Annotated in this window: 23 protein-coding genes; 15 read left to right on the top strand and 8 right to left on the bottom strand. The window is 72.6% G+C overall.

Annotated elements, in window-relative coordinates; genetic code table 11:
- The first annotated feature begins 81 nt into the window (after positions 1–81).
- Complete coding sequence (locus WJM95_RS05255) at positions 82–813, top strand: SseB family protein (RefSeq protein WP_339128274.1); 732 nt, start codon at positions 82–84, stop codon at positions 811–813.
- Between the two features lie 54 nt (positions 814–867).
- Here the strand turns inward: WJM95_RS05255 and WJM95_RS05250 are convergent, their stop codons facing one another.
- Positions 868–1,224 (bottom strand): DUF1844 domain-containing protein, encoded by a 357-nt coding sequence (locus tag WJM95_RS05250; protein ID WP_164371095.1) that lies wholly within the window; start codon positions 1,222–1,224, stop codon positions 868–870.
- A gap of 413 nt (positions 1,225–1,637) precedes the next feature.
- Between WJM95_RS05250 and infC the strand changes: the two genes are divergently transcribed.
- The 10 genes from infC (at position 1,638) to WJM95_RS05200 (ending at position 13,298) form a co-directional block, all read left to right on the top strand.
- Positions 1,638–2,375: a translation initiation factor IF-3 gene (infC, locus tag WJM95_RS05245; RefSeq protein ID WP_339135365.1), complete on the top strand. Its 738-nt coding sequence runs from the start codon at positions 1,638–1,640 to the stop codon at positions 2,373–2,375.
- 107 nt (positions 2,376–2,482) lie between these two features.
- Positions 2,483–2,677 carry a 50S ribosomal protein L35 gene (gene rpmI, locus WJM95_RS05240; protein WP_006374321.1) on the top strand — a complete coding sequence of 65 codons (195 nt, stop codon included), beginning with the start codon at positions 2,483–2,485 and terminating at the stop codon, positions 2,675–2,677.
- A gap of 94 nt (positions 2,678–2,771) precedes the next feature.
- Positions 2,772–3,155: a 50S ribosomal protein L20 gene (rplT, locus tag WJM95_RS05235; RefSeq protein WP_003970214.1), complete on the top strand. Its 384-nt coding sequence runs from the start codon at positions 2,772–2,774 to the stop codon at positions 3,153–3,155.
- Between the two features lie 266 nt (positions 3,156–3,421).
- Positions 3,422–4,282, top strand: a complete 861-nt coding sequence (locus WJM95_RS05230) for an RNA methyltransferase (RefSeq protein WP_339128273.1) — start codon at positions 3,422–3,424, stop codon at positions 4,280–4,282.
- A 53-nt stretch (positions 4,283–4,335) separates the two neighbouring features.
- Positions 4,336–5,511, top strand: a complete 1,176-nt coding sequence (locus WJM95_RS05225) for an ATP-binding protein (protein ID WP_339128272.1) — start codon at positions 4,336–4,338, stop codon at positions 5,509–5,511.
- Positions 5,512–5,693: 182 nt separating this feature from the next.
- Positions 5,694–6,821, top strand: a complete 1,128-nt coding sequence (gene pheS / locus WJM95_RS05220) for a phenylalanine--tRNA ligase subunit alpha (protein ID WP_339128271.1) — start codon at positions 5,694–5,696, stop codon at positions 6,819–6,821.
- Positions 6,821–9,325, top strand: coding sequence for a phenylalanine--tRNA ligase subunit beta (pheT, locus tag WJM95_RS05215; RefSeq protein ID WP_339128270.1), 2,505 nt, complete (start codon positions 6,821–6,823; stop codon positions 9,323–9,325). The genes pheS and pheT overlap by 1 nt, the downstream gene beginning before the upstream one ends.
- Positions 9,326–9,610: 285 nt before the next feature.
- Positions 9,611–10,852 carry a PP2C family protein-serine/threonine phosphatase gene (locus tag WJM95_RS05210; protein WP_339128269.1) on the top strand — a complete coding sequence of 414 codons (1,242 nt, stop codon included), beginning with the start codon at positions 9,611–9,613 and terminating at the stop codon, positions 10,850–10,852.
- A 372-nt stretch (positions 10,853–11,224) separates the two neighbouring features.
- On the top strand, positions 11,225–12,565 hold the full coding sequence (locus WJM95_RS05205) for a transcriptional regulator (RefSeq protein ID WP_339128268.1): 1,341 nt from the start codon (positions 11,225–11,227) through the stop codon (positions 12,563–12,565).
- 187 nt (positions 12,566–12,752) lie between these two features.
- Positions 12,753–13,298 (top strand): NUDIX hydrolase, encoded by a 546-nt coding sequence (locus WJM95_RS05200; RefSeq protein WP_339128267.1) that lies wholly within the window; start codon positions 12,753–12,755, stop codon positions 13,296–13,298.
- Positions 13,299–13,321: 23 nt separating this feature from the next.
- On the opposite strand, the gene WJM95_RS05195 is transcribed toward WJM95_RS05200, so the two are convergent.
- Both WJM95_RS05195 and WJM95_RS05190 read right to left on the bottom strand, forming a co-directional pair.
- On the bottom strand, positions 13,322–13,579 hold the full coding sequence (locus tag WJM95_RS05195; RefSeq protein WP_103547884.1) for a hypothetical protein: 258 nt from the start codon (positions 13,577–13,579) through the stop codon (positions 13,322–13,324).
- Positions 13,580–13,779: 200 nt separating this feature from the next.
- Positions 13,780–14,640 (bottom strand): 3-hydroxybutyryl-CoA dehydrogenase, encoded by an 861-nt coding sequence (locus WJM95_RS05190; RefSeq protein WP_339128266.1) that lies wholly within the window; start codon positions 14,638–14,640, stop codon positions 13,780–13,782.
- 168 nt (positions 14,641–14,808) lie between these two features.
- On the opposite strand from WJM95_RS05190, the gene WJM95_RS05185 reads away from it, so the two are divergent.
- Entirely contained in the window at positions 14,809–16,056 is a 1,248-nt protein-coding gene (locus WJM95_RS05185; RefSeq protein ID WP_339128265.1) for a family 10 glycosylhydrolase, read from the top strand.
- A gap of 28 nt (positions 16,057–16,084) precedes the next feature.
- Here WJM95_RS05185 and WJM95_RS05180 read toward each other — a convergent pair whose 3' ends face one another.
- Both WJM95_RS05180 and WJM95_RS05175 read right to left on the bottom strand, forming a co-directional pair.
- Positions 16,085–16,282 (bottom strand): DUF1918 domain-containing protein, encoded by a 198-nt coding sequence (locus WJM95_RS05180; protein ID WP_339128264.1) that lies wholly within the window; start codon positions 16,280–16,282, stop codon positions 16,085–16,087.
- A gap of 24 nt (positions 16,283–16,306) precedes the next feature.
- Positions 16,307–17,263, bottom strand: a complete 957-nt coding sequence (locus WJM95_RS05175) for a DMT family transporter (RefSeq protein ID WP_339128263.1) — start codon at positions 17,261–17,263, stop codon at positions 16,307–16,309.
- Between WJM95_RS05175 and WJM95_RS05170 the strand changes: the two genes are divergently transcribed.
- Entirely contained in the window at positions 17,262–18,698 is a 1,437-nt protein-coding gene (locus WJM95_RS05170; RefSeq protein WP_339128262.1) for a PLP-dependent aminotransferase family protein, read from the top strand. The two genes, WJM95_RS05175 and WJM95_RS05170, sit on opposite strands and share 2 nt — an antisense overlap.
- Positions 18,699–18,891: 193 nt before the next feature.
- A complete protein-coding gene (locus WJM95_RS05165; protein ID WP_339128261.1) occupies positions 18,892–19,485 on the top strand; it encodes a histidine phosphatase family protein in 594 nt (197 codons plus the stop codon).
- Here WJM95_RS05165 and WJM95_RS05160 read toward each other — a convergent pair.
- From WJM95_RS05160 to WJM95_RS05150, 3 genes are all read right to left on the bottom strand, one after another.
- Entirely contained in the window at positions 19,467–19,910 is a 444-nt protein-coding gene (locus tag WJM95_RS05160; RefSeq protein ID WP_339128260.1) for a DUF6314 family protein, read from the bottom strand. The genes WJM95_RS05165 and WJM95_RS05160 overlap by 19 nt on opposite strands.
- Before the next feature lie 125 nt (positions 19,911–20,035).
- The gene (locus tag WJM95_RS05155; protein ID WP_339128259.1) at positions 20,036–20,488 is read right to left on the bottom strand and encodes a carboxymuconolactone decarboxylase family protein; all 453 of its coding nucleotides are present in this window, start codon (positions 20,486–20,488) and stop codon (positions 20,036–20,038) included.
- Between the two features lie 226 nt (positions 20,489–20,714).
- Positions 20,715–21,545, bottom strand: a complete 831-nt coding sequence (locus tag WJM95_RS05150; protein WP_339128258.1) for a LysR substrate-binding domain-containing protein — start codon at positions 21,543–21,545, stop codon at positions 20,715–20,717.
- Between the two features lie 82 nt (positions 21,546–21,627).
- Here WJM95_RS05150 and WJM95_RS05145 point away from each other — a divergent pair, with 82 nt between their 5' ends.
- Positions 21,628–22,020: a DUF5997 family protein gene (locus WJM95_RS05145; protein ID WP_339128257.1), complete on the top strand. Its 393-nt coding sequence runs from the start codon at positions 21,628–21,630 to the stop codon at positions 22,018–22,020.
- The last annotated feature ends 7 nt before the right edge of the window (positions 22,021–22,027 follow it).

Here is a 22,027-nt window from a genome sequence, read left to right as displayed (position 1 = left end):
GAGAAACGCGTGAATCCCGTCGGCTCCGTGTTTCAGGGGCCGCACAGGCGCAGCAGCATCCCCCCGATAGGGTCGGGGACCGTGGCGAACAAGAACATTCCCGACTCCGGCTTCTCCGACGACGACGGCTCGGCCGACCCCCGGCTGAGCGCCGCGCTCGCGGCCTGGTCCGCCGACCGCGCCGCCGTACCGCCGGTCCTGGAGGCGCTCACGGGTGCCCGGCTGCTCGTCCCCGTCGTGGCGATCCTCGGCGAGGTCGAGGAGGACGAGAACGGGCTGCGCCGGGAGAAGACCAGCGACATGGCGGTCCCCACGCTCAAGGCCGGGAACCGCACGGCCCTGCCCGCCTTCACCTCCACGGACTCGCTGGCCCGCTGGGATCCCGAGGCCCGCCCCGTGGCCGTACGCCTGAATCAGGTGCTGGAGGCGGCGGCGCACGAGAAGGCCGACACGATCGTGGTGGACCTGGCCGGGCCGGTGTCCTACGAGCTGACCGGATCGGCCCTGCTGGCGCTCGCCGAGGGGCGTACGACCGCCGACCCGCTGGCCGACCCGGCCGTGGTCGAGGCGGTACGGGCCGCGGTGGCCGCCGAGCCCCTGGTCGTCCGGGCGCATCTCGGCCCGGGTCCGGCGGACGGCACCCTCGCGCTGGTGCTCGACGCGTCGGCCGCCCCCGCCGAGACCGCCCGCGCGGTGGCCGAGCGGCTCGCGGCCGACGAAACACTGAGGGCCCGCCTGGTGCGCGGCCTCGACCTGGCACTGCTGCCGGCCGGGGCGACACCTCCGGGCGAGCCCCTGTACGTACGCGGATAGGTACGCGGGCGGGCCCGTGTCCGTAGGACGTTCCGTACGGACACGGGCCTCGGATCAGCCGTAGACGGGGCCCGTGTACTTCTCGCCGGGGCCCTGGCCCGGCTCGTCCGGGACGAGGGACGCCTCGCGGAAGGCCAGCTGGAGGGACTTCAGGCCGTCGCGCAGCGGTGCCGCGTGGAAGGAGCTGATCTCGGTCGTGCTCGCGTCGAGCAGACCGGCGAGCGCGGTGACCAGCTTGCGCGCCTCGTCCAGGTCCTTGTGCTCGTCGCCCTCCTCGGTGAGACCGAGCTTCACGGCGGCGGCGCTCATCAGGTTCACGGCGACCGTCACGATGACCTCGACCGCGGGGACCTCGGCGATGTCGCGGGTCATGGTGTCGAAGTCGGGGTTCTGGGGAGGGGTGTCACTCATGCCTCACACGATAGGCCCCGGCGCGCGTGCCCCCGTCCACGGGAGTCGTCCGGGCCGTGGACGAGGGCGGCTCCGCCCCGGTGTGCGGCGGTGAGAAGGCCTCCGGTTAGCGCCTGCCCGGCGGAACTGCTAACCTTGTGTAACGACCGGCCGGACACGATGTGCCCGGCCCACAAGTGGAGGCTCCGATCTCCCACCTGACTGTCCTCCGGGACGGCAGGTCATCCGGTCAGGCGGCCGCCATCGTTCCGTACGGACGATGGAGTCGCCCGAATGCGCGCCCCGCGGCAGACCGCGGCGGTGCTCCGGTTGCTATGGAGCCCCGCCTGTGTCCCGTCCGGGGCATTTTTCATGCCCCACGGCGGTTGGTCACCATGTCATCAGAGACATACGCGGCTGTCCGCCAGACCGCCGTGTGGTGCTACCGAGGAGGATCCATCAGCACCGAGCCCCGCATCAACGACCGGATTCGCGTTCCCGAAGTGCGACTTGTCGGTCCCAGCGGCGAGCAGGTCGGGATTGTTCCGCTTGCCAAGGCCCTTGAGCTTGCTCAGGAGTACGACCTCGACCTGGTCGAGGTGGCGGCGAGTGCTCGCCCGCCCGTCTGCAAGCTCATGGACTACGGCAAGTTCAAGTACGAGTCGGCCATGAAGGCCCGTGAGGCGCGCAAGAACCAGGCGCACACGGTCATCAAGGAAATGAAGCTCCGGCCGAAGATCGACCCGCACGACTACGACACCAAAAAGGGTCACGTCGTCCGGTTCCTCAAGCAGGGCGACAAGGTCAAGATCACGATCATGTTCCGTGGTCGCGAGCAGTCCCGGCCGGAGCTCGGCTACCGACTGCTCCAGCGGCTCGCGACGGACGTCGAGGACCTCGGGTTCATCGAGTCGAACCCGAAGCAGGACGGCCGAAACATGATCATGGTTCTCGGTCCGCACAAGAAGAAGACCGAGGCGATGGCCGAGGCCCGTGAGGCTCAGGCTGCTCGCAAGGCGGAAGCGAAGGCCAACCCGGGTCGCTCGCAGAACGCCGCGGAAGAGGTCGCCGCCGACGGTGACGACATCGAGAGCGCGCCCGTCGAGACCGAGAGCGCGCCCGTCGAGGCCGAGTCGGCCGAGAGCCCGGCCGAGGCATCAGCCGAGGCCTGATCCCAGGGCCCCCGCCCAGGGATGTCAACCGATACATATGACGTTCCACCCGTGCCCGGTCCCGCGACCGGGCACCGGAACGCCACTGACGAGGAGAGAACGGCGCTATGCCGAAGAACAAGTCGCACAGCGGTGCCAGCAAGCGCTTCAAGATCACCGGCTCCGGCAAGGTGCTCCGTGAGCGCGCCGGCAAGCGCCACCTGCTCGAGCACAAGTCGTCCCGCGTGACGCGCCGTCTCACCGGCACCGCCGAGATGGCCCCGGGCGACGCCGCGAAGATCAAGAAGCTTCTCGGCAAGTGACGTACCGGCGCCCAGCGCCGCACGTCTGATCCGGGACCCAATCGATTTCGGGTCGTGTGAGTCCAACCACGGCCCCGCTACAAGGAGTTAAAAAGTGGCACGCGTCAAGCGGGCAGTCAACGCCCACAAGAAGCGCCGGGCAATCCTCGAGGCGGCCTCCGGCTACCGCGGTCAGCGTTCGCGCCTGTACCGCAAGGCCAAGGAGCAGGTCACCCACTCGCTGGTCTACAACTACAACGACCGCAAGAAGCGCAAGGGCGACTTCCGTCAGCTGTGGATCCAGCGCATCAACGCTGCGGCCCGCCAGAACGGCATGACGTACAACCGCCTCATCCAGGGTCTGAAGGCCGCCAACATCGAGGTGGACCGCAAGATCCTCGCGGAGCTGGCCGTCAACGACGCCAACGCGTTCGCCGCGCTCGTCGAGGTCGCGCAGAAGGCCCTGCCGTCGGACGTCAACGCGCCGAAGGCTGCGTGACGCTGCGCCGGCATCAGCCGACGTGACTGAAGGACCCGCAGGTCATGCCTGCGGGTCCTTTGCTGCTGACGCCCGCCGCGGCTGTGTGCCCGGGTGCCGGTGCCGGCCAGTGGGGGCTGATCGCTCCCCCGAGTTCTCGGCTCCGCTCGAACAGGGGGGACCCCCATCGCGGCGGAGCCGCAGATCGACAGAGCCCCGCGCCCCCGGGGGGTCGGAGTCGCCCCGTCATCATGTGATCCGCGCAGATATCGAAGGTGAACCAGAACATGGCCTCCGCCAGCCCCGAGCTGATCTCGCCCCGTTCCCCCCGTGTCCTGGCCGCGCGGCGGCTGGCCCGGCGGAACTTCCGGGGCAAGGAGCGGCTGTTCCTCGCCGAGGGGCCGCAGGCCGTACGGGAGGCCGCCGCCCACCGCGCCGACGGCACCGCCACCCTCGTCGAGCTGTTCGCCACCGTCGAGGCCGCCGAGCGCTACGCCGACATCATCGACGGCGCCCGCCGCGCCGGCGCCCGGGTGCACCTCGCCGACGAAGAGGTGATCGCCGACATCTCGACCACCGTCACCCCGCAGGGACTCGTCGGTGTCTGCCGCTTCCTCGACACCCCCTTCGAGGACGTCCTCAAGGCCGCGCCCCGGCTCGTCGCCGTCCTCGCGCACGTCCGCGACCCCGGGAACGCCGGGACCGTGCTGCGCTGCGCGGACGCCGCCGGCGCCGACGCCGTCGTCCTCACCGACGCCTCCGTGGACCTGTACAACCCCAAGGCCGTACGCGCCTCCGTCGGATCCCTGTTCCACCTGCCCGTCGCCGTCGGCGTCCCCGTCGAACAGGCCGTGGCCGGACTCAAGGCCGCCGGCGTGCGCATCCTCGCCGCCGACGGAGCGGGCGAGGACGATCTCGACGACGAGCTCGACAAGGGCACCATGGGCGGCCCCACCGCCTGGGTCTTCGGCAACGAGGCATGGGGGCTCCCGGAGGAGACCCGCGCGCTGGCCGACGCCGTCGTGCGCGTTCCGATCCACGGAAAGGCCGAGAGCCTGAACCTGGCCACGGCCGCGGCCGTATGTCTCTACGCGTCGGCCCGTGCACAGCGCGCCTCCACAGGGTGCCGCTCCGTCACCGGCAGCTAGTAGGGTGACGGGCCCGGGGGCCCTCTGCGCCAGACGAGAGGTGGGGTACGGGGATGAGTGTCGGCACGGGCGGTGCCCACAGCGCGCTACGAGCGCGGGACGCGCGCGGCACGGCCGCGTCCCGGCACGATGACACCGCCGCGGCCGGCTCCGGACTCGGGATAGACCCCGACGACCTGCCCGACGGGATCGTCGTCGCCGACGAACACGGCCGGGTGGTCTGCTTCAACGCGGCCGCCGCCCGGATCACCGCGGTCCCCGCAGCCGAGGCACTCGGGCGCCGCCTCGAAGCCGCGCTCCCGCTGGAGGACCTCGAAGGCCGCCGCTGGTGGCAGCTGACCGATCCGTACGGCGGTCTCGCCATCCGCAACGGCCAGCCCGAACGGAACCTGCTCCTCCCCGGCGGCCGGGAGATCCTCGTCTCCGCGCGGTACGTGCGCACCCACCCCACCGGACCGGTCCGCCGGGTCGTCGTCTGTCTGCGCGACACCGAGGCCCGCCGCCGCACCGAGCGCAGCCACGCCGAGCTGATCGCCACGGTCGCCCACGAACTGCGCTCCCCGCTCACCTCGGTCAAGGGCTTCACCGCGACCCTGCTCGCCAAGTGGGAACGCTTCACCGACGACCAGAAGAAACTGATGCTGGAGACCGTCGACGCCGACGCGAACCGCGTCACCCGGCTCATCGCCGAACTCCTCGACATCTCCCGCATCGACTCCGGGCGTCTCGAGGTGCGCCGCCAGCCCGTCGACATGGGAGCGGCCGTCGGCCGGCACATCCAGGCCTACGTCGCCTCCGGCCAGCCCGCCGACCGCTTCCTGCTGCGCATCGAGCAGCCCCTGCCCGCCCTCTGGGCCGACCCCGACAAGGTCGACCAGGTGCTCAGCAACCTGATCGAAAATGCGGTGCGCCACGGCGAGGGAACCGTCACCATCGACGTGGCACCCTCCACGTCCCCGCGCGAGCGGCAGGACGAGGAGGGCACGGCGAACGCCGTCACGTCGGTCACCGTGAGCGACGAGGGCACCGGAATCCCGGAGGAGTCCATGAACCGCGTCTTCACCCGCTTCTGGCGGGGCAGCAAGCGCGGCGGCACCGGCCTCGGGCTCTACATCGTCAAGGGCATCGTCGAAGCCCACGGCGGCACCATCACGGTCGGCCGCGCCCCCGGCGGGGGAGCGGAGTTCCGATTTACGCTGCCCGTGGGCACCCCGGCGTACCTCCTCTGACGCCTCCGCGGCCCCCACGGGCTCACGCGCACGGGACCACCGCCGGGACGCCCCGTCCTGGTCGGGCCCCCACCCCCGATAGACTCGGCCTTTGGCACCTTTGCGTCCACGCATCTGCGGACGATTCGTCTCCGAGTCGATGACGGGGACCCTCAGCCAGCCAACCGGAAGCACGGGAAGAGATGTCGGCACCTAATAAGTCGTACGACCCTGTAGAGGTCGAGGCCTTGAAACCGGAAGAGATCGAGCGCATGCGGGACGAGGCGCTCGCCGCCTTCGCCGCCGCCGGCGACCTCGACGCGCTCCAGGAGGCCAAGGTCGCCCACACCGGCGGCACCTCCCCGCTGGCCCTCGCCAACCGCGAGATCGGCGCACTGCCCCCGCAGGCCAAGGCGGCGGCCGGCAAGCTCGTCGGCCAGGCCCGGGGCGCCGTGAACAAGGCCCTCGCCGCCCGCCAGGGCGAGCTGGAGGCCGAGCGGGACGCCCGCGTACTGGTCGAGGAGGCGGTCGACGTCACCCTGCCGTACGACCGCGTACCGGCAGGCGCACGGCACCCGCTGACCACCATGATGGAGCGGGTCGCGGACGTCTTCGTGTCCATGGGATACGAGGTCGCCGAGGGCCCCGAGGTCGAGGCGGAGTGGTTCAACTTCGACGCCCTCAACTTCACGCCCGACCACCCGGCCCGGCAGATGCAGGACACCTTCTTCGTCCAGGGGCCCGAGGGCACCCACGGCGACGAGTCCGGTGTCGTGCTGCGCACCCACACCTCGCCGGTGCAGGCCCGCGCCCTGCTCGACCGGGAGCCGCCCGTCTACGTCGTGTGCCCCGGCCGCGTCTACCGCACGGACGAGCTCGACGCCACGCACACCCCGGTCTTCCACCAGATCGAGCTGCTGGCCGTCGACGAGGGCCTGACCATGGCCGACCTCAAGGGCACCCTCGACCACATGGTCCAGTCGCTCTTCGGCTCGGACATGAAGACCCGGCTGCGCCCGAACTACTTCCCCTTCACCGAGCCGTCCGCCGAGATGGACATGCTCTGCTACGTCTGCAAGGGCGAATCCGTCGGCAACCCCGACCGCCCCTGCCGTACCTGCTCCTCCGAGGGCTGGATCGAGCTCGGCGGCTGCGGCATGGTCAACCCGCGGGTGCTCGTCGCCTGTGGCGTCGACCCGGAGAAGTACAGCGGATTCGCCTTCGGGTTCGGCATCGAGCGGATGCTGATGTTCCGTCACAGCGTTGAAGACATGCGAGACATGGTCGAGGGTGACGTCCGGTTCACCCGGCCGTTCGGGATGGAGATCTGATGCGGGTCCCGCTTTCTTGGCTGCGGGAGTACGTCGACCTGCCGGCGACGGAGACCGGCCGCGACGTCCAGGCCAAGCTCATTTCGGCAGGCCTCGAGGTCGAGACCGTCGAGCAGCTCGGCGCCGACCTCAAGGGCCCCCTGGTCGTCGGCCAGGTGCTCACCATCGAGGAACTGACGGAGTTCAAGAAGCCCATCCGCTTCTGCACCGTCGACGTCGGCACCGCCAACGGCACCGGTGAGCCCCAGGAGATCGTCTGCGGCGCCCGCAACTTCGCCGTCGGCGACAAGGTCGTCGTGGTCCTGCCCGGCGCCGTCCTGCCCGGCGACTTCGCGATCGCCGCGCGCAAGACGTACGGCAAGACCTCGCACGGCATGATCTGCTCCGGCGACGAGCTGGGCATGGGCGACGACGGCAGCGGCGGCATCATCGTGCTGCCGCCGGAGATGGAGCCGGGCACCGACGCGATCGAGCTGCTCCAGCTCGTCGACGAGGTCCTCGACATCGCCGTCACGCCCGACCGCGGGTACGCGCTGTCGATGCGCGGTGTGGCCCGCGAGGCCGCCATCGCCTACGGCCTGCCGCTGCGCGACCCCGCGCTGCTCGACGTACCGGCCCCGAACGCGTTCGGGCACCCGGTGCGGATCAGCGACCCGATGGGCTGCGACCGCTTCACCGCGCGCACGGTGACCGGCCTCGACCCCGACGCCCAGTCCCCGATCTGGCTGCGCCGCCGGCTCCAGAAGGCCGGCATGCGTCCGGTCTCGCTCGCCGTCGACATCACGAACTACGTGATGCTGGAGCTCGGCCAGCCGCTGCACGCCTACGACCGCAGCCGGGTCGAGGGCACCATCGGCGTGCGCCGGGCCGAGCAGGGCGAGAAGCTCACCACCCTCGACGGCGTCAAGCGCACGCTCGACGCCGGCGACCTGGTGATCACGGACGACCGCGGCCCCATCGGCCTCGCGGGCGTCATGGGCGGCGCCCACACCGAGATCGACGACACCGAGGGCACCACCACCGAGGTCGTCATCGAGGCCGCGCACTTCGACCCGATCTCCATCGCGCGCACCGCCCGCCGGCACAAGCTGTCCTCCGAGGCGTCCAAGCGCTTCGAGCGCGGCGCCGACCCGGCGGCCACCTCGGCCGCGGCCCAGCGGACCGTCGACCTCCTCGTGCTCCTCGCGGGCGGCACCGCCGACGCCGGGGTCACCGAGGTCATCGCGCCGTCCGCGCCGCACACCATCACCATCCCGGCGAACCACCCGGACAAGGTGGCCGGTGTCGACTACGGCCGCGAGACCGTCGTCCGGCGCCTCCAGCAGGTCGGCTGCGACGTCTACGGCCAGGACGAACTGATCGTCACCGTGCCGTCCTGGCGGCCCGACCTGACCGACCCGAACGACTTGGCGGAGGAGGTCATCCGCCTTGAGGGCTACGAGAACCTGCCCTCCACGCTGCCCAAGCCGCCGGCGGGCCTCGGCCTGACCGACCGGCAGCGGCTGCACCGCCGGGTCGGCCGCGCGCTGGCCGGCGCCGGTTACGTCGAGGCGCCCAACTACCCGTTCATCGGGGAGCACGTCTTCGACCAGTTCGGCCTCGCCGACGACGACCCGAAGCGCAGGGTCGTCAAGCTGGTCAACCCGCTCTCCGACGAGGAGCCCGCGCTCCGTACGACGCTGCTGCCGGGCCTGCTCCAGGCCCTGCGGCGCAACGACGGCCGCGGCAGCCACGACCTGGCGCTCTTCGAGACCGGTCTGGTCTTCCACCCGCAGGAGGAACTGCGTGTCGCCGGGCGGCTGCCCGTGGACCGCCGTCCCACCGACGAGGAGATCGCGACCCTGGCCGCCGCGCTTCCCGTCCAGCCCCGGCACGCCGCCGTCGTCCTCGCGGGCGCCCGCGAGCAGGCCGGCTGGTGGGGCAAGGGCCGCCCGGCCGACTGGGCCGACGCGATCGAGGCCGCGCGGATCCTGGCCCGCGAGGCGGGGACCGAACTCCTCGTCCGCTCCGGCCAGTACGGTCCGTGGCACCCGGGCCGCTGCGCCGAGCTCGCGGTCGTCGTGGACGGCACCGAGCAGGTCATCGGGTACGCGGGTGAGCTGCACCCCGGTGTCCTGAAGACGCTGGGCCTGCCCGCGCGCACCTGCGCGATGGAGCTGGACCTGGACGCGCTGGAGCTGGCGAGCTCGGGCCACCCCAAGGGCCCGAGGATCTCGACCTTCCCGGTCGCCACCCAGGACGTCGCGCTGGTCGTCGACAAGGGCGTCCCGCACACGGACGTCGAGGCGGCTCTGCACGAGGGCGCGGGTGAACTCCTGGAGTCCATCCGGCTGTTCGACGAGTACGAGAGCGAGCAGCTCGGCGCGGACAAGAAGTCCCTCGCCTACGCGCTGCGGTTCCGTGCCGCCGACCGCACGCTGACCGTCGACGAGGCCTCCGCGGCCCGTGACGCGGCGGTGGCGCTCGCCGCCGAGCGCACGGGAGCGGTGCTGCGCGGAGCCTAGGCTCCACCGGCTTCCCCGGGGAACCGTACGCCGCCGGGCGTACGGTTCCCCGTTTCCGTTCCACCCCCGAACGCCCCCTCGCCGACGGTCTCCGTCGGTCCCGGGCTGCCCGGTTCGGGCGTTTTCCGGCTCCGGCCTGCATAAATGCGGTCGTTCGAAGACACCTCACTCATTCGGGTGACATGTCCGGGTGACCCCGCGGACCCGGGCCGGGGGTCGACAGAATTCGGAACGGTCTCTCCGAGGCCGTCTGCGCCGTCAGTGCCTATTGGGGGGCCAATCGGCATGATCCGAATCAAGGCTGGGGCTCCCCGCAGGGCGACGCTCCAGACGCATTCGCGGAACCCGGCCAGAGCGGTCCTCGGGCCGCGCCGCCGGAGCGACCGGCTGAGGGCCGGATTCGACCGGGCCCTGCGCGGCCGCCGACCCCGCACCGGGGGCACCCGTGAGGACCGCGGCCGCCGCACCCGCCGGGGCCTCGGTCACCGGGTCCCGCGCACCACCGGCCGGCCACCGCTGCGCCGGGCGCTGAACCTCGGGCTGCCCGCAGTCTGGGGCGCGCTGGCGATCTCGTACAAGATGGCCTGCCCGCTCGCGCAGCAGCACGGGCTCGGCGCCGGCATCGTCACCAGCGCCGTGTTCTTCGCGGTCGGCGCCGGTCTGATACTCCACGTCAGAAGAGCCCTGCTGCGCGAACTGCGGCAGATCCGCAGGGTCGCGGGCGCCGCGCAGAGCGTCCTGCTGCGCCCGCTGCCCCCGCGCATCGACGGGCTGGACATCGCCGCGGCCCAGCTCTCCGCGGACCACGGCGCGAGCATCGGCGGCGATCTGTACGAGGCGATCGCCACCGAACACGGCGTGCGGGTCGTGATGGGGGACGTCCGGGGGCACGGCCTGGGTGCCATCGGGACCGTCGCCGCCGTCCTCGGCAGCTTCCGCGAGGCCGCGCACGACGAACCCGAACTCGGCGGCGTCCTCAGACGGCTCGAAAGGGCGCTGGCCCGGCATCTGCGCGACCGGGCCGGGCATTCCTCCGCCGGACCCGACCCCGACAGCCACACGGCCGAGGAGTTCGTCACCGTCCTGCTGCTGGAGATCCGCAGGGACGGAGAGGTGCACGCCCTCAACTGCGGCCACCCGTGGCCGTATCTGCTCGCCGGAGGCCGCGTCAGGCCCCTCGTGCGCTCCGAACCGCTGCCGCCGCTCGGTCCCTTCCCGCTGCCGGCCTGCCTGACGGCCGAGCCCTGCGGGCGGCTCGGGCCGGGCGAAGGGCTGTTCCTGCACACCGACGGCGCCGAGGACGCGCGGGACGCGCGCGGGCGGTTCTTCCCCCTGCTCCCGGCGCTCGCCGCGGCCGTCCGGGACGGACCCGTCGTACCGCAGGCCGTCCTGCGCGCGGTGTTCGCCGGTCTGCTGCGCCACACCGGCGGGCGGCCCGACGACGACGTGGCCCTCCTGGTGCTGCACAACGACCGCCGGCCCCTCGCGCTGAGGCAGGACCGGTTGACCCAGCACGTGCCCCGGTGAGCGGTACGCGGTCCCGTTCCGGTGGGGGCGACCGGCCACGGGACCCGCGCCCGGACGACCGGAGTCCCGCGGTCGCCCCCGGCCGGACCGGCTCTGCCGTCCGCCCGGCCACGGAGTGTCGGACAGGCGGCCGGGCGGACGGCGCGGAGCGGGCCGCCGCACTGTACGAGGGGGAGCCGGCGGCCCGGCCGGCCTCTTGCGAGGCATTTCAGTCAACCGGTACGGAACTCTCCGCGACAGCGCGCGTACAGCGCGGATACGGGCATTCCCATCACACCCCGTGTGAAAGGGGACGCACTACTCTCTCTGGTGCGGTCGGGCGTGGCCCGCACGACCGGCGCCGTCGGCAACGAGCCACCCGGGGGGCCTCCCATGCAGCCCAACACCCTGCTCGACGCGATCCTCGACGAGGCGGGCATCTCGCACGCGGGACTCGCCGCCCACGTCAACCAGGCGGGCCGGGCCCGCGGCCTCGCCCTGCGCTACGAACACACGGCCGTGGCACGCTGGTTGAAGGGCCAGCGGCCGCGCGGCCAGGTGCCCGACCTGATCTGCGAGGTGCTCGCGGTACGCCTGCACCGGCCGGTCACCCTCGACGACATCGGCCTCGGCGTCCCCGGCGAGCCCTCCACCCCGCACGCCGGCTCCCTGTCCGGCTTCGTCGAACGAGCCACCGCCCTGTGGCGTTCCGACGAACAGCAGCGCCCCCACATCCTCGGCGCCCAGGCCGTCACCGGAACCCCCGCCGTGATGCCGGTGTGGGAGTGGGAGAACCCGCCCGAGGACGTGGACGTCTCCCGCGGAGGCCGGCACCAGGTCAGCATGGCCGACATCGAGATGCTGCGCGCGGCCCGGGCCCACTACGAGCAGATGTACCGCAAGGCAGGGGGCATCGCGACCCGCACCCGGATCGTCGGCTTCCTCAACTCCGAGACCGCGCCCCTGCTGCGCGGCAGCTACACCGACGCCACCGGGCGCCAACTCCACCGCGCGACGGGCGGACTGGTGGCCGTCGCGGGCATCTGCGCGTACGACTCCGACGCGCACGGACTTGCCCAGCGCTACTTCCACCAGGCACTGCGCCTGGCGAAGGCCAGCAACGACAGGGGACTTGGGGCGTACGTCATAGCTCTGCTGGTCAACCAGTCGCTGTTCATGCGCGAGTACCGGCAGGCGGTCGCCTTCGCCGAGGCCGCGCTCCGGGCGGCGGGACGCCAGATCACCCCCGCGCTCGCCTCGGACCTGTACGCCATGCAGGCCAAGGCGTACGCGCACCTCGGCGACGGCAGCAGCGCGCTGTCCTGCATACGGCGTGCCGAGCAGGCCGCCGAGCGCATCCGGCGCGGTCACGAACCCGACGAGACCGGCTATGTCCAGCCGGGACTGGTCAACGTGCAGGTGGCGGAGGCGCTCCTCAGCCTCGGTGACCTGGTGGCCGCGGCCGAGCACGCCACGGCCGCGGTCGACACTCCGGCGCACGACCGGGGGCGCGTGCACCGGCTGGCCATGCTCAGCCAGATCGAACTGCGCCAGGGCAACGCCGACAAGGCGGTGGCGACCGCCGTGCGCATGGCGGAGCAGGCCCGGGGGATGGAGTCCCAGCGGCTGCGCGACAGACTCCGCGCGGTACGCGAACACCTGGTGCGCAGCGGCTGCGCGGGCACGACCGAGGCTGCCGAACTCATCGACGGCGCTCTGCGCGTACCGCTGTAGGAAGCGCGCGGACGATCCGTCCCACCCGCCCGGCCGGGGCGCCGGGCGCGAGCGGTGCCCGGACGCGGGGCGCCGTTCCGCCCGGCCGTGTCCTCCGCCGCCGTGCTGCGCCCCGACCCCAGTGAGCCCTGCTGCCGGAAGGCCGCTGCTGCGATATTGCCATCACTCGGCGGAAGGTGGCAGAACCGTGCAGTGGACGAAACAGAATGAACAAACTGTGTATGAAAACCGCTGGTTCAGCGTCAATCTCGCGGACGTGGAGCTGCCGGACGGGCGGCATCTCGATCACTTCCTGATACGGCTGCGGCCCGTCGCCGTGGCCACGGTGGTGAACGAGGCCAACGAGGTGCTGCTCCTGTGGCGGCACCGATTCATCACCGACAGCTGGGGATGGGAGCTCCCGGCGGGCGTCGTGGAGGACGGCGAGGACATCGCCGTGGCGGCGGCCCGCGAACTGGAGGAGGAGACCGGGTGGCGGCCGGGACCCCTCAGGCATCTGATGAGTGTCGAGCCCTCCAACGGGCTCACCGACGCCCGCCATCACATCTACTGGGCGGACGAGGGCGCGTACATCGGACACCCCGTGGACGACTTCGAGTCCGACCGCCGGGAATGGGTACCCCTGAAGCTCGTTCCCGACATGGTCGCCCGTGGCGAGGTCCCGGCCGCCAACATGGCGGCCGCACTGCTTCTGCTGCACCATCTCAGGCTCGGGCAGGACGTGTTGCCCTGACCGGCCCCCCCGCGTCCCCGGCCCTAGTGGCCGAGGGCCTGCCAGACCGCCACGGCCAGTGCGCCCACGGCCGCGACGACGGCGACGGTGGGCAGGGGCCAGCGGGTGTGTTCGAGGGCGACGATCCGTGTGCTGAGGTCGTCCAGGTCCTTGGCCGTCTGGTCGTCGCGCTGGGTGAGCAGCGCCAGTCCGCCCTCGATGCGGGTGAACCCCACTTCGAGCGACCGGCGTAACTCCGCGATCTCCTTCGGTGCCGCGGGATGCTCGGGGTCGGCGGTCACGAGTCCGCTCCTTTCCGTGGTCGGCACATCCCTGTGTCTGCGTACGGAAAGTCAACTCGCCTGGTGGACACGTGGGGAGCGTGTGCGCCGGGCATATGCGGGCCCGGCGCGCACACGGCGTGTGAACACCGCGGGCCCGGCACCGTGAAAGGTGCCGGGCCCGCGAGAACTCCGAGCGACGGAGCGGCTGTCCGGCCGGATCAGCCGTAGGTGTAGAACCCCGAGCCGGACTTGCGGCCCAGACGGCCGGCGTCGACCATGCGCTGGAGCAGCGGGGGAGCGGCGTACAGCGGCTCCTTGTACTCCTCGTACATCGAGTACGCGACCGAGGCCACCGTGTCCAGGCCGATCAGGTCCGACAGCTTCAGCGGACCCATCGGATGGGCGCAGCCCATCTCCATGCCGTTGTCGATGTCCTCGCGGCTCGCGATGCCCGACTCGAACATCCGGATCGCGGACAGCAGATACGGGATCAGCAGCGCGTTGACGACGAAGCCCGAGCGGTCCTGGGCGCGGATCGCGTGCTTGCCGAGCGCCTTCTCGGCGAACAGCTGCGCGCGCCCGATGGTGCCCTCGGACGTGGTCAGCGCCGGGATCAGCTCGACGAGCTGCTGCACCGGGGCCGGGTTGAAGAAGTGGATGCCGATGACCTGGTCGGGACGCGAGGTCGCGACGGCCAGCTTCACCAGCGGGATCGAGGAGGTGTTGGAGGCCAGGATCGCGTCCGGCCGGGTCACCACCTGGTCGAGCACCTGGAAGATCTCGGTCTTCACCTGCTCGTTCTCGACGACGGCCTCGATCACCAGGTCACGGTCGGCGAACTCGCCGAGGTCCGTGGTGAAGCTCAGCCGGTCCTGGGTGGCCTTGAGCTCGTCCGCGGAGATCTTTCCGCGCTCGGCCGCCTTGGACAGGGAGGAGAAGAGCCGGGTCCGGCCGATCTCCAGGGCTTCTCCGGTGGTCTCGGCGACCTTGACGTCGAGTCCGGAGCGGGCGCACACCTCGGCGATGCCCGCTCCCATCTGGCCGCAGCCCACCACTCCGACGCGTTCGATGTCGGTCACATCGTCCCCTTCACTGATCCGCACGGCCCGGCAGGTCGTCCGTTGTTCGGTCCCTGCTCCGAACGTGCACGTTACTCCCAAGTATCGATGATCGATCGTCGGGGTGGTGCATGCTGAGTCCCGATACGTTCCGTGATGGGAAGAATGCGCGACGTGAGGAGTGCGGGTATGGGGAGACTGCCACGCCGGGCGTTCGCGGCGGCCACGCTCGCGACGCTGTCGGGTCTCGGTACGGCGGGGGACGCCGAGGCCGCCCAGGACACGGCCGCACCGCCCCGGGCGGCCGTACCGCGCGCCATGCGGGGCCTGTGGCTCGCGACCGCCTCGAACCGCGACTGGCCCTCCCGTACGGGCCTGAGCGCCGCACGCCAGCGCGCCGAACTGCTCGGCCTGCTCGACACGGCCGTACGCCTGCGTCTGAACACCGTGTTCTTCCAGGTCCGCCCCGCCGCCGACGCGCTCTGGCCCTCGCCGTACGAGCCGTGGTCCCGCTGTCTGACGGGCGTCCAGGGCAAGGACCCCGGCTGGGACCCGCTGGGCACCGCGGTACGGGAGGCCCACGCGCGGGGCCTGGAACTGCACGCCTGGTTCAACCCGTACCGCGTCTCCGGGCAGCCAGACCCCGCCCGGCTCGCCCCCTCGCACCCCGCGCGGCTCCACCCGGACTGGACCGTGCGCCACGGCGGGAAGCTCTACTACAACCCGGGGCTGCCCCCGGTCCGTACGTTCGTCCGCGCCGCCATGCTCGACGCGGTGCGCCGGTACCCGCTCGACGGTGTGCACTGGGACGACTACTTCTATCCGTACCCCGTGCGCGGTGAGCGCTTCGACGACGACGCGGCCTACGCCGAGCACGGCGGCGGCTTTTCGAGCAGGGCGGCCTGGCGGCGCCACAACATCGACCTGTTGGTGCAGGAGATGGCGGCCGGCATCAAGAAGGCGCGCCCCGGGGTCCGGTTCGGGATCAGCCCCTTCGGGGTCTGGCGCAACGCCTCGACCGACCCGCTCGGTTCACCCACCCGGGCGGGCGTCGAGACGTACGACGACCTGTACGCCGACACCAGGAAATGGGTCCGGCAGCGCTGGGTGGACTACATCTGCCCCCAGCTCTACTGGAACATCGGCTTCGCCGCCGCCGACTACGCGCGACTGCTGCCCTGGTGGGCGGCGGTGGCGCGGGGCACCGGAGTGGGGCTGTACGCGGGCGAGGCGCTGTACAAGGCGGGCGACCCCGCGCAGCCCGCGGCCTGGCAGGACCCGGCCGAACTCTCCCGCCATCTCACCCTGGCCCGCAGGTACCCGGAAGTGGGCGGACACGTCTTCTTCGCGGCCTCGGAGGCCGGAGCCGACCGCGTCGGCGCGATGGCGCGCGTCGTCGCCGACCACTACCGGCAGCCGGCGAAGCCCCCGCTCTGAGGACCTGCCGGCCTCCCGGTGCCCTTGCCTATCGCGGCGGCATCTCCCGGTGACGGATCTCGGAGTCCGGTCCGGGCGAGCACACCGCCTCGTGACCGTCCTCGAACCGCACGCGGTAGGGGGGAGAGCCTTCCGCTCCCATGACCTCGGTGATCTCCGCGACCTTGTCGTGCTGTCCGACGGTCCGGCCGTGCTGCACGAGCTTGTCGCCTTTGGTTGCGTGCATCTGAACGGTCTCCTCGCCTGTGGCTCAGCCCCGTGCCCGCTGGGTCAGAGCGATGCAGACGAGGACGGCGGCCGCCGTCAGGGGCGCCGCCGGGGTGAGCCGCTCGCCCAGGAGCAGTACCGACCACACCAGTGTGAGCAGCGGCTGGGCCAGCTGCAACTGGCTGGCCTTGGGAATCCCGATCGACGCCATGCCCCGGTACCAGACGACCAGGCCGGCGAACTGCGAACCGACCGCGACCCACAGCAGCCCGGTCACGCTGTGCGCCGTCAGACGCACCGGCTCGTACGACAGCGCGAGCAGCGCGCCCGGAACGCTGAGCGGCAGACACAGGACCAGGGCCCAGCCGATGACCTGCCAGCCCGGCATCACCCGGGCCAGCCGGCCGCCCTCGGTGTAGCCCGCCGCGCAGATCAGCAGGGCCCCGAAGAGATAGGCGTCCGCCCCGGTCAGGGCACCGCCGCTCTGCCACACGGTGAACGCGATCACCGCCGCCGCGCCGCCGCAGGCCGCCAGCCAGAACGTCCGTGAAGGCCGAGCGCCGGTGCGCAGGGCCGAGAACAGCGCCGTCGTCAGCGGCAGCAGCCCCACGACGACGGCGGCGTGGGCGGTGGTCGAGGTCCGCAGGGCCAGCGTCGTCAGGAGCGGGAAGCCGAGGACGACCCCGGCGGCGACCACGGCGAGGCCCGCCAGATGCCGCCGGGCGGGCCGGGGGATCCGCAGCGCCAGCAGACAGCCTCCCGCGACGACCGCCGCGAGGACGCAGCGCACGGTCACCAGCGACCAGGGACCGAAGCCCTCAAGGCCCCAGGCGGTCGCGGGGAAGGTGAGCGAGAAGGCGGTGACGCCCAGAGCCGCCTGAAGGGTGCCCGCACGGCGGTCCCCGGGCGCCGGGCTCGGGGAGGAGGCGGCGGCCGGGGGCTCGGCGGTGGTGCTGACCGCTATCCCGGTCCGGTCGATAGCGCTACTCTGTGCTCTCATGCATGAGCGTAGCAGTGGGGACGAACTGGCGGAACGGCTGCGGAAGGAGCTGAACCGCTACTCACCCGGTGGAAAGCTGCCGTCCAGCCGGGCGCTCGTCGAGCGGTTCCGCGTGAGCCCGGTGACCGTGTCGAGGGCGCTCGCGCAGCTCGCCGCCGAGGGGCTCGTCGTCACCCGGCCCGGCGCGGGCGCCTTCCGGGCACGGCCCCGGCCCGCCGCCGCCTCCACCGGCGACACGTCCTGGCAGGAGATCGCGCTCAGCGCGGACGCCGCGACCGAGGCAGTCCCCCGGACCGTGGACGCCTCCGGAGTCCTGGTCTCGCTCGCCGCGCCGCCCCCGGGCGTGGTCGAGTTCAACGGCGGCTATCTGCACCCCTCGCTCCAGCCCGAGCGGGCCATGGGCGCCGCACTCTCCCGGGCCGGCCGCCGCCCCGGCGCCTGGTCCCGGCCCCCCATGGAGGGCCTGCCCGAACTGCGCGAATGGTTCGCGCGCGGGATCGGCGGGGCCATCGGCGCGGCCGACGTGCTGGTCGCGGCGGGCGGCCAGGCCGCCCTGACGACGGCCCTGCGCGCGCTCGCCCCGCCCGGGGCCCCGGTCCTGGTCGAGTCGCCCACGTATCCCGGCATGCTGGCCATCGCCCGCGCCGCCGGACTGCGCCCCGTCCCGGTCCCCGTCGACCCCGACGGGGTCAAACCCGAGCTGCTGGCCGACGCCTTCAGGGCGACCGGCGCCCGCGTCTTCGTCTGCCAGCCGCTGTTCCAGAATCCGACCGGCGCCGTGCTCGCGCCCGAGCGGCGGGGCGAGGTGCTGCGGATCGCGCGGGACGCCGGGGCCTTCGTCGTCGAGGACGACTTCGTGCGCCGCCTGGTGCACGAGGACGCGGGCCCGCTGCCGCGTCCGCTGGCCGCCGAGGACCCCGACGGAGTCGTCGTGCACGTCGGTTCCCTGACCAAGGCGACCTCGCCGAGCTTCCGGGTGAGCGCCCTGGCGGCGCGCGGTCCGGTGCTGGAACGGCTGCGCGCCATCCAGGTCGTCGACACCTTCTTCGTGCCGCGCCCGCTCCAGGAGGCCGCGCTGGAACTCGTCGGCTCGCCCGCGTGGCCGCGCCATCTGCGCACCGTTTCGGCCGAGTTGAAGGCCCGGCGCGACACCATGACCGCCGCGCTGCGGCTGCGCCTGCCCGAACTCGCCCTGCCCCACATCCCGTTCGGCGGCTATCACCTGTGGGCGCGGCTGCCCGACGGCACCGACGAGTCCGCGTTCACCGCCGCCGCGCTGCGCGCCGGAGTGGCCGTCACTCCCGGCCGCCCCTACTACAGCGCCGAACCCCCGGCCGCGCAGATCCGGTTGAGCTTCGCCGCGGTCGCGGGGACGCAGGAGATCACCGAAGGCGTACGACGACTCGCGGCGGCCCACGACGAGGTGCGGGCCTGAGCGGACGCTCCCGGACTCCGCGCCGCCGGGGGTGCGGGGGCGCCGCCGGGGGTACGGGGGCGCGTCGGCGGCGCGGCGAACTCCACGGCGTCCGCACATCCGGCGCACAGACCGGCTGCTGGTGTCCCGTGCATATTCGGACACTCTGCGTAACACCCTTGACCTGCGGAGGCGGGCGCTCCACGATCTGCGCATGCATCTTCGGGTCACGTTCGTCGCCGCCGCACGCAGCTCCGCGCTGCTGGCGGAGCGCTTCGAGGACGACCGGCCGCTGGACCAGGCGGGATGGGAAGAGGCGCAGCGCGCCGCCGCGGGGCTGCTGCCGCTGGCCGCGGCCGAGCTGCGCTACTGCGCGCCGACACCCCGCAGCCGGGCCACCGGCGACGTCCTCGGCTACGCCCCGCTCGTCCAGCTCGCGCTGCGTGACTGCGACATGGGCCGCTGGCGGGGCTTCACCCTGGGTGAGGCCATGGCCCGCGAGCCCGAGGCCGTGGACTCCTGGCTGTCCGATCCGCGCTCCACACCCCACGGCGGTGAGAGCCTGCTGTCCTTCATCGCACGGGTCGGCGCCTGGCTCGACACCCGCCCGGGGGAGGACGGCGGCAGCATCGTCGCGGTCGCCGAGCCGTCGGTCGTACGGGCCGCTCTGGTCTACGCGCTGAAGGCGCCGCCGTCGACGTACTGGAACATCGACGTCCGTCCCCTGTCGGCGATCACCGTGACGGGCCGGGCGGGCCGCTGGAATCTGCGCGTCGACGGAGCGCCCGCTCAGGTCGGACGCGCGTAGGCGGTGCTGAGCACCAGGTCCTTCGCGGGCCCGCGCACCCGCCAGACGGACTCCCAGCGGTCCTCGTCGCGGACGGTGAACTCGCCCCGGTAGAGATCCGCCGAGCACGGGTGGTCGGCGACCCAGTGCCCGCTCGTCAGATCCAGGTCGTGGAACGGACGGCCGTCGGAGAACCGTACGAGAGCGGTCCCGGCGCCGGGGCCCGGCAGGAACCGCAGGGTCCGCTCGGCGGGCCGCCCCACGCCCTGCCACACGAACGTGCCCGATTCCCGGTGCAGCAGCCCGCCGTCGTCCGAGGGGCCGAAGACCGTCGTGCCGGTGAAGCGCCCCTCCGCGCCGCTCGCGAGGTCACGGACGGCCCGCTCGACCCGCCAGCTTCCGGCCAGGTACGCCAGCACGTCCCCGACCGGCCAGAACTCGCCCATGCCGCCCCGCTCCTCCGTCCCGTCCACCGGACAGCGCCTGCCGGCGCGCCCGGCCCCCATTCTCGCCGTCCGGGCCGCCGGGCCGACGGCCGCCCCTCGAACGGGGCACCGCCGGGACTCCGTGCTCAGACCGTGGCGTGGCCGGTCTTGGCGTCGTCGCCGGCGGGCAGCAGCCCGCGCTCGCCGAACACCTTCTTGGCGACCAGCGTCGCGTTGATCGCCTTCGGCATGCCGCAGTAGACGGCGGAGTGCAGCAGCGCCTCGACGATCTCCTCCGGGGAGAGGCCCACGTTCAGCGACGCGTTGACGTGCACCTCCAGCTGGGGCTCGCAGCCGCCGAGCGCGGTCAGCATGCCGAGGGTGACCAACTGGCGGTCGCGCGGCGCGAGTCCGGGCCGGTCGTAGATGTCGCCGAACCCCCAGGCGACGATCTGGTGGCCCAGTTCGGGGCTGATGTCGCCGAGCGCGGCGACCACCCGCCGGCCGGACTCGCCGTCCACCCGGCCGAGGACCTCCATGCCGTGCTCGAAACGCTCCTCGCGCGTGGTGGCCCCGGTGCCGTTCGCGGTGTCGCTCATGTCCGGTCGTCCGATCCCGGCCGCGCCGGCAGCCGTTGGTGGTGATCGATCTCGTCGTCGGGGGCGGACGCGTACGGTACGCCCGTGCCCCCGGCCGGATCAGGAACTCCGGCCGGGACGCGGGACGTGCTGTTCGCCGCCCAGGGAACGACCGTAGGACCTGGAGCGCGCTCCAGGTCAAGCGCGGCCGGGGGCCCGCACCGCCCCGCGGAGGGCGGCGTCGGGCCTACGGGTTGCGGCGGGGCTTCCCGCGCTTCGCGCCGCCCTTGGGGCCGCCGTTGCCCCCGCCCTTCGCGCCGCCGCCCCGGGCCGTGGTCCTGCCGCCGCCCTTGCCGCCGGTCCTGCCGGGAGCGGGCTTGCGCCGGGCACCGCCCGTGTCCGACTTCCGCGCGGCGCCCTTCGCGGGCTTCGCCGCGCCCTTCTGCTGCGTCGGGGGCGGCGTCTGGGAACGCCCGCGCGTGCTGTTGACCGTACGGCCGCGCACGATGCCGATGAAGTCCTCCACCAGGTCGGTGGTCCGCTCCTCGGGCCAGGCCAGCGCGACCCGCGACTCGGGGGCGTCCGTGACCGTCCGGTAGGTGAGGTCCTTGCGGTGGTGGAGCCGGGCGAGGGACTGCGGGACGACCACGACCCCGATGCCCGCCGCGACGAGTTCGACGGCGTCCTCGGTGGTGGCGGGCCGCTCCAGCGCGGGCAGGCCCGGCAGCCTCTCCCAGTCCAGCGGGTCGTCGAGGGGGTGCAGCACGATGTCGTCGGCGAGGTCCTCGCCCGAGACCTGCTCGACCGCCGCCACGATGTGGTCCTTGGGAACCACGACGACGGTCGTCTCGGTGTAGAGGGGGATCGCGCTCAGGTCGGTGCCGTCGACCGGCAGCCGCACGAACCCCGCGTCGGCGTCGCCGCGCCGCAGGACGTCGTACACCTCGTCGGCGGACACCGGGACGAGCGTCAGCGGCACGTCCGGGAGCCGTTCGTTCCAGATCCGCACCCACTTCGAGGGCGTCACCCCCGGAACGTAGGCGAGCCTGAACGAGGGGGATGCTTCGGAGCCGGTCACCACGTCAGATTACCCGGCGTGGCCACCGCCCCCGTACCGGCGATGGTCGGCGGGGGCCCGCACGCTCGATACCCTTGACTCCATGAGTTCGCACCAGACCGCCCAGACGATGAAGCCCGCCACCGCGGCGAAGAAGCTGGGTGTGTACCTCGAGGCCACCCCCGCCGAGTTCCAGGAGGGTGTCGTCTCGCGCGCCGAACTGAACGCGTTGCAGACCGACCCGCCCGCCTGGCTCCAGGAACTGCGCCGCACCGGCCCGCACCCGCGGCCGGTCGTCGCCGCCAAGCTGGGCGTCTCCATCGCGGGACTCGCCCGCGGCGGCGTCAGCGAGGCGCTCACCACCGAGCAGATCGAGGCGCTGAAGACGGAGGACCCCGAGTGGCTGCGGCGTGAGCGCGCCACCCAGGCGGAGGTCCGCAAGGAGAGCGTGCGCATCAAGGAGAAGAACGCGGAGCGCGACGCCAAGCACTCCTGACCCCGGA

It is taken from the genome of Streptomyces sp. f51 (assembly GCF_037940415.1).
GTDB lineage: Bacteria > Actinomycetota > Actinomycetes > Streptomycetales > Streptomycetaceae > Streptomyces.
The sequence above is the reverse complement of the archived record's forward strand: the minus strand, read 5'-3'. Positions and strand labels throughout refer to the sequence as shown.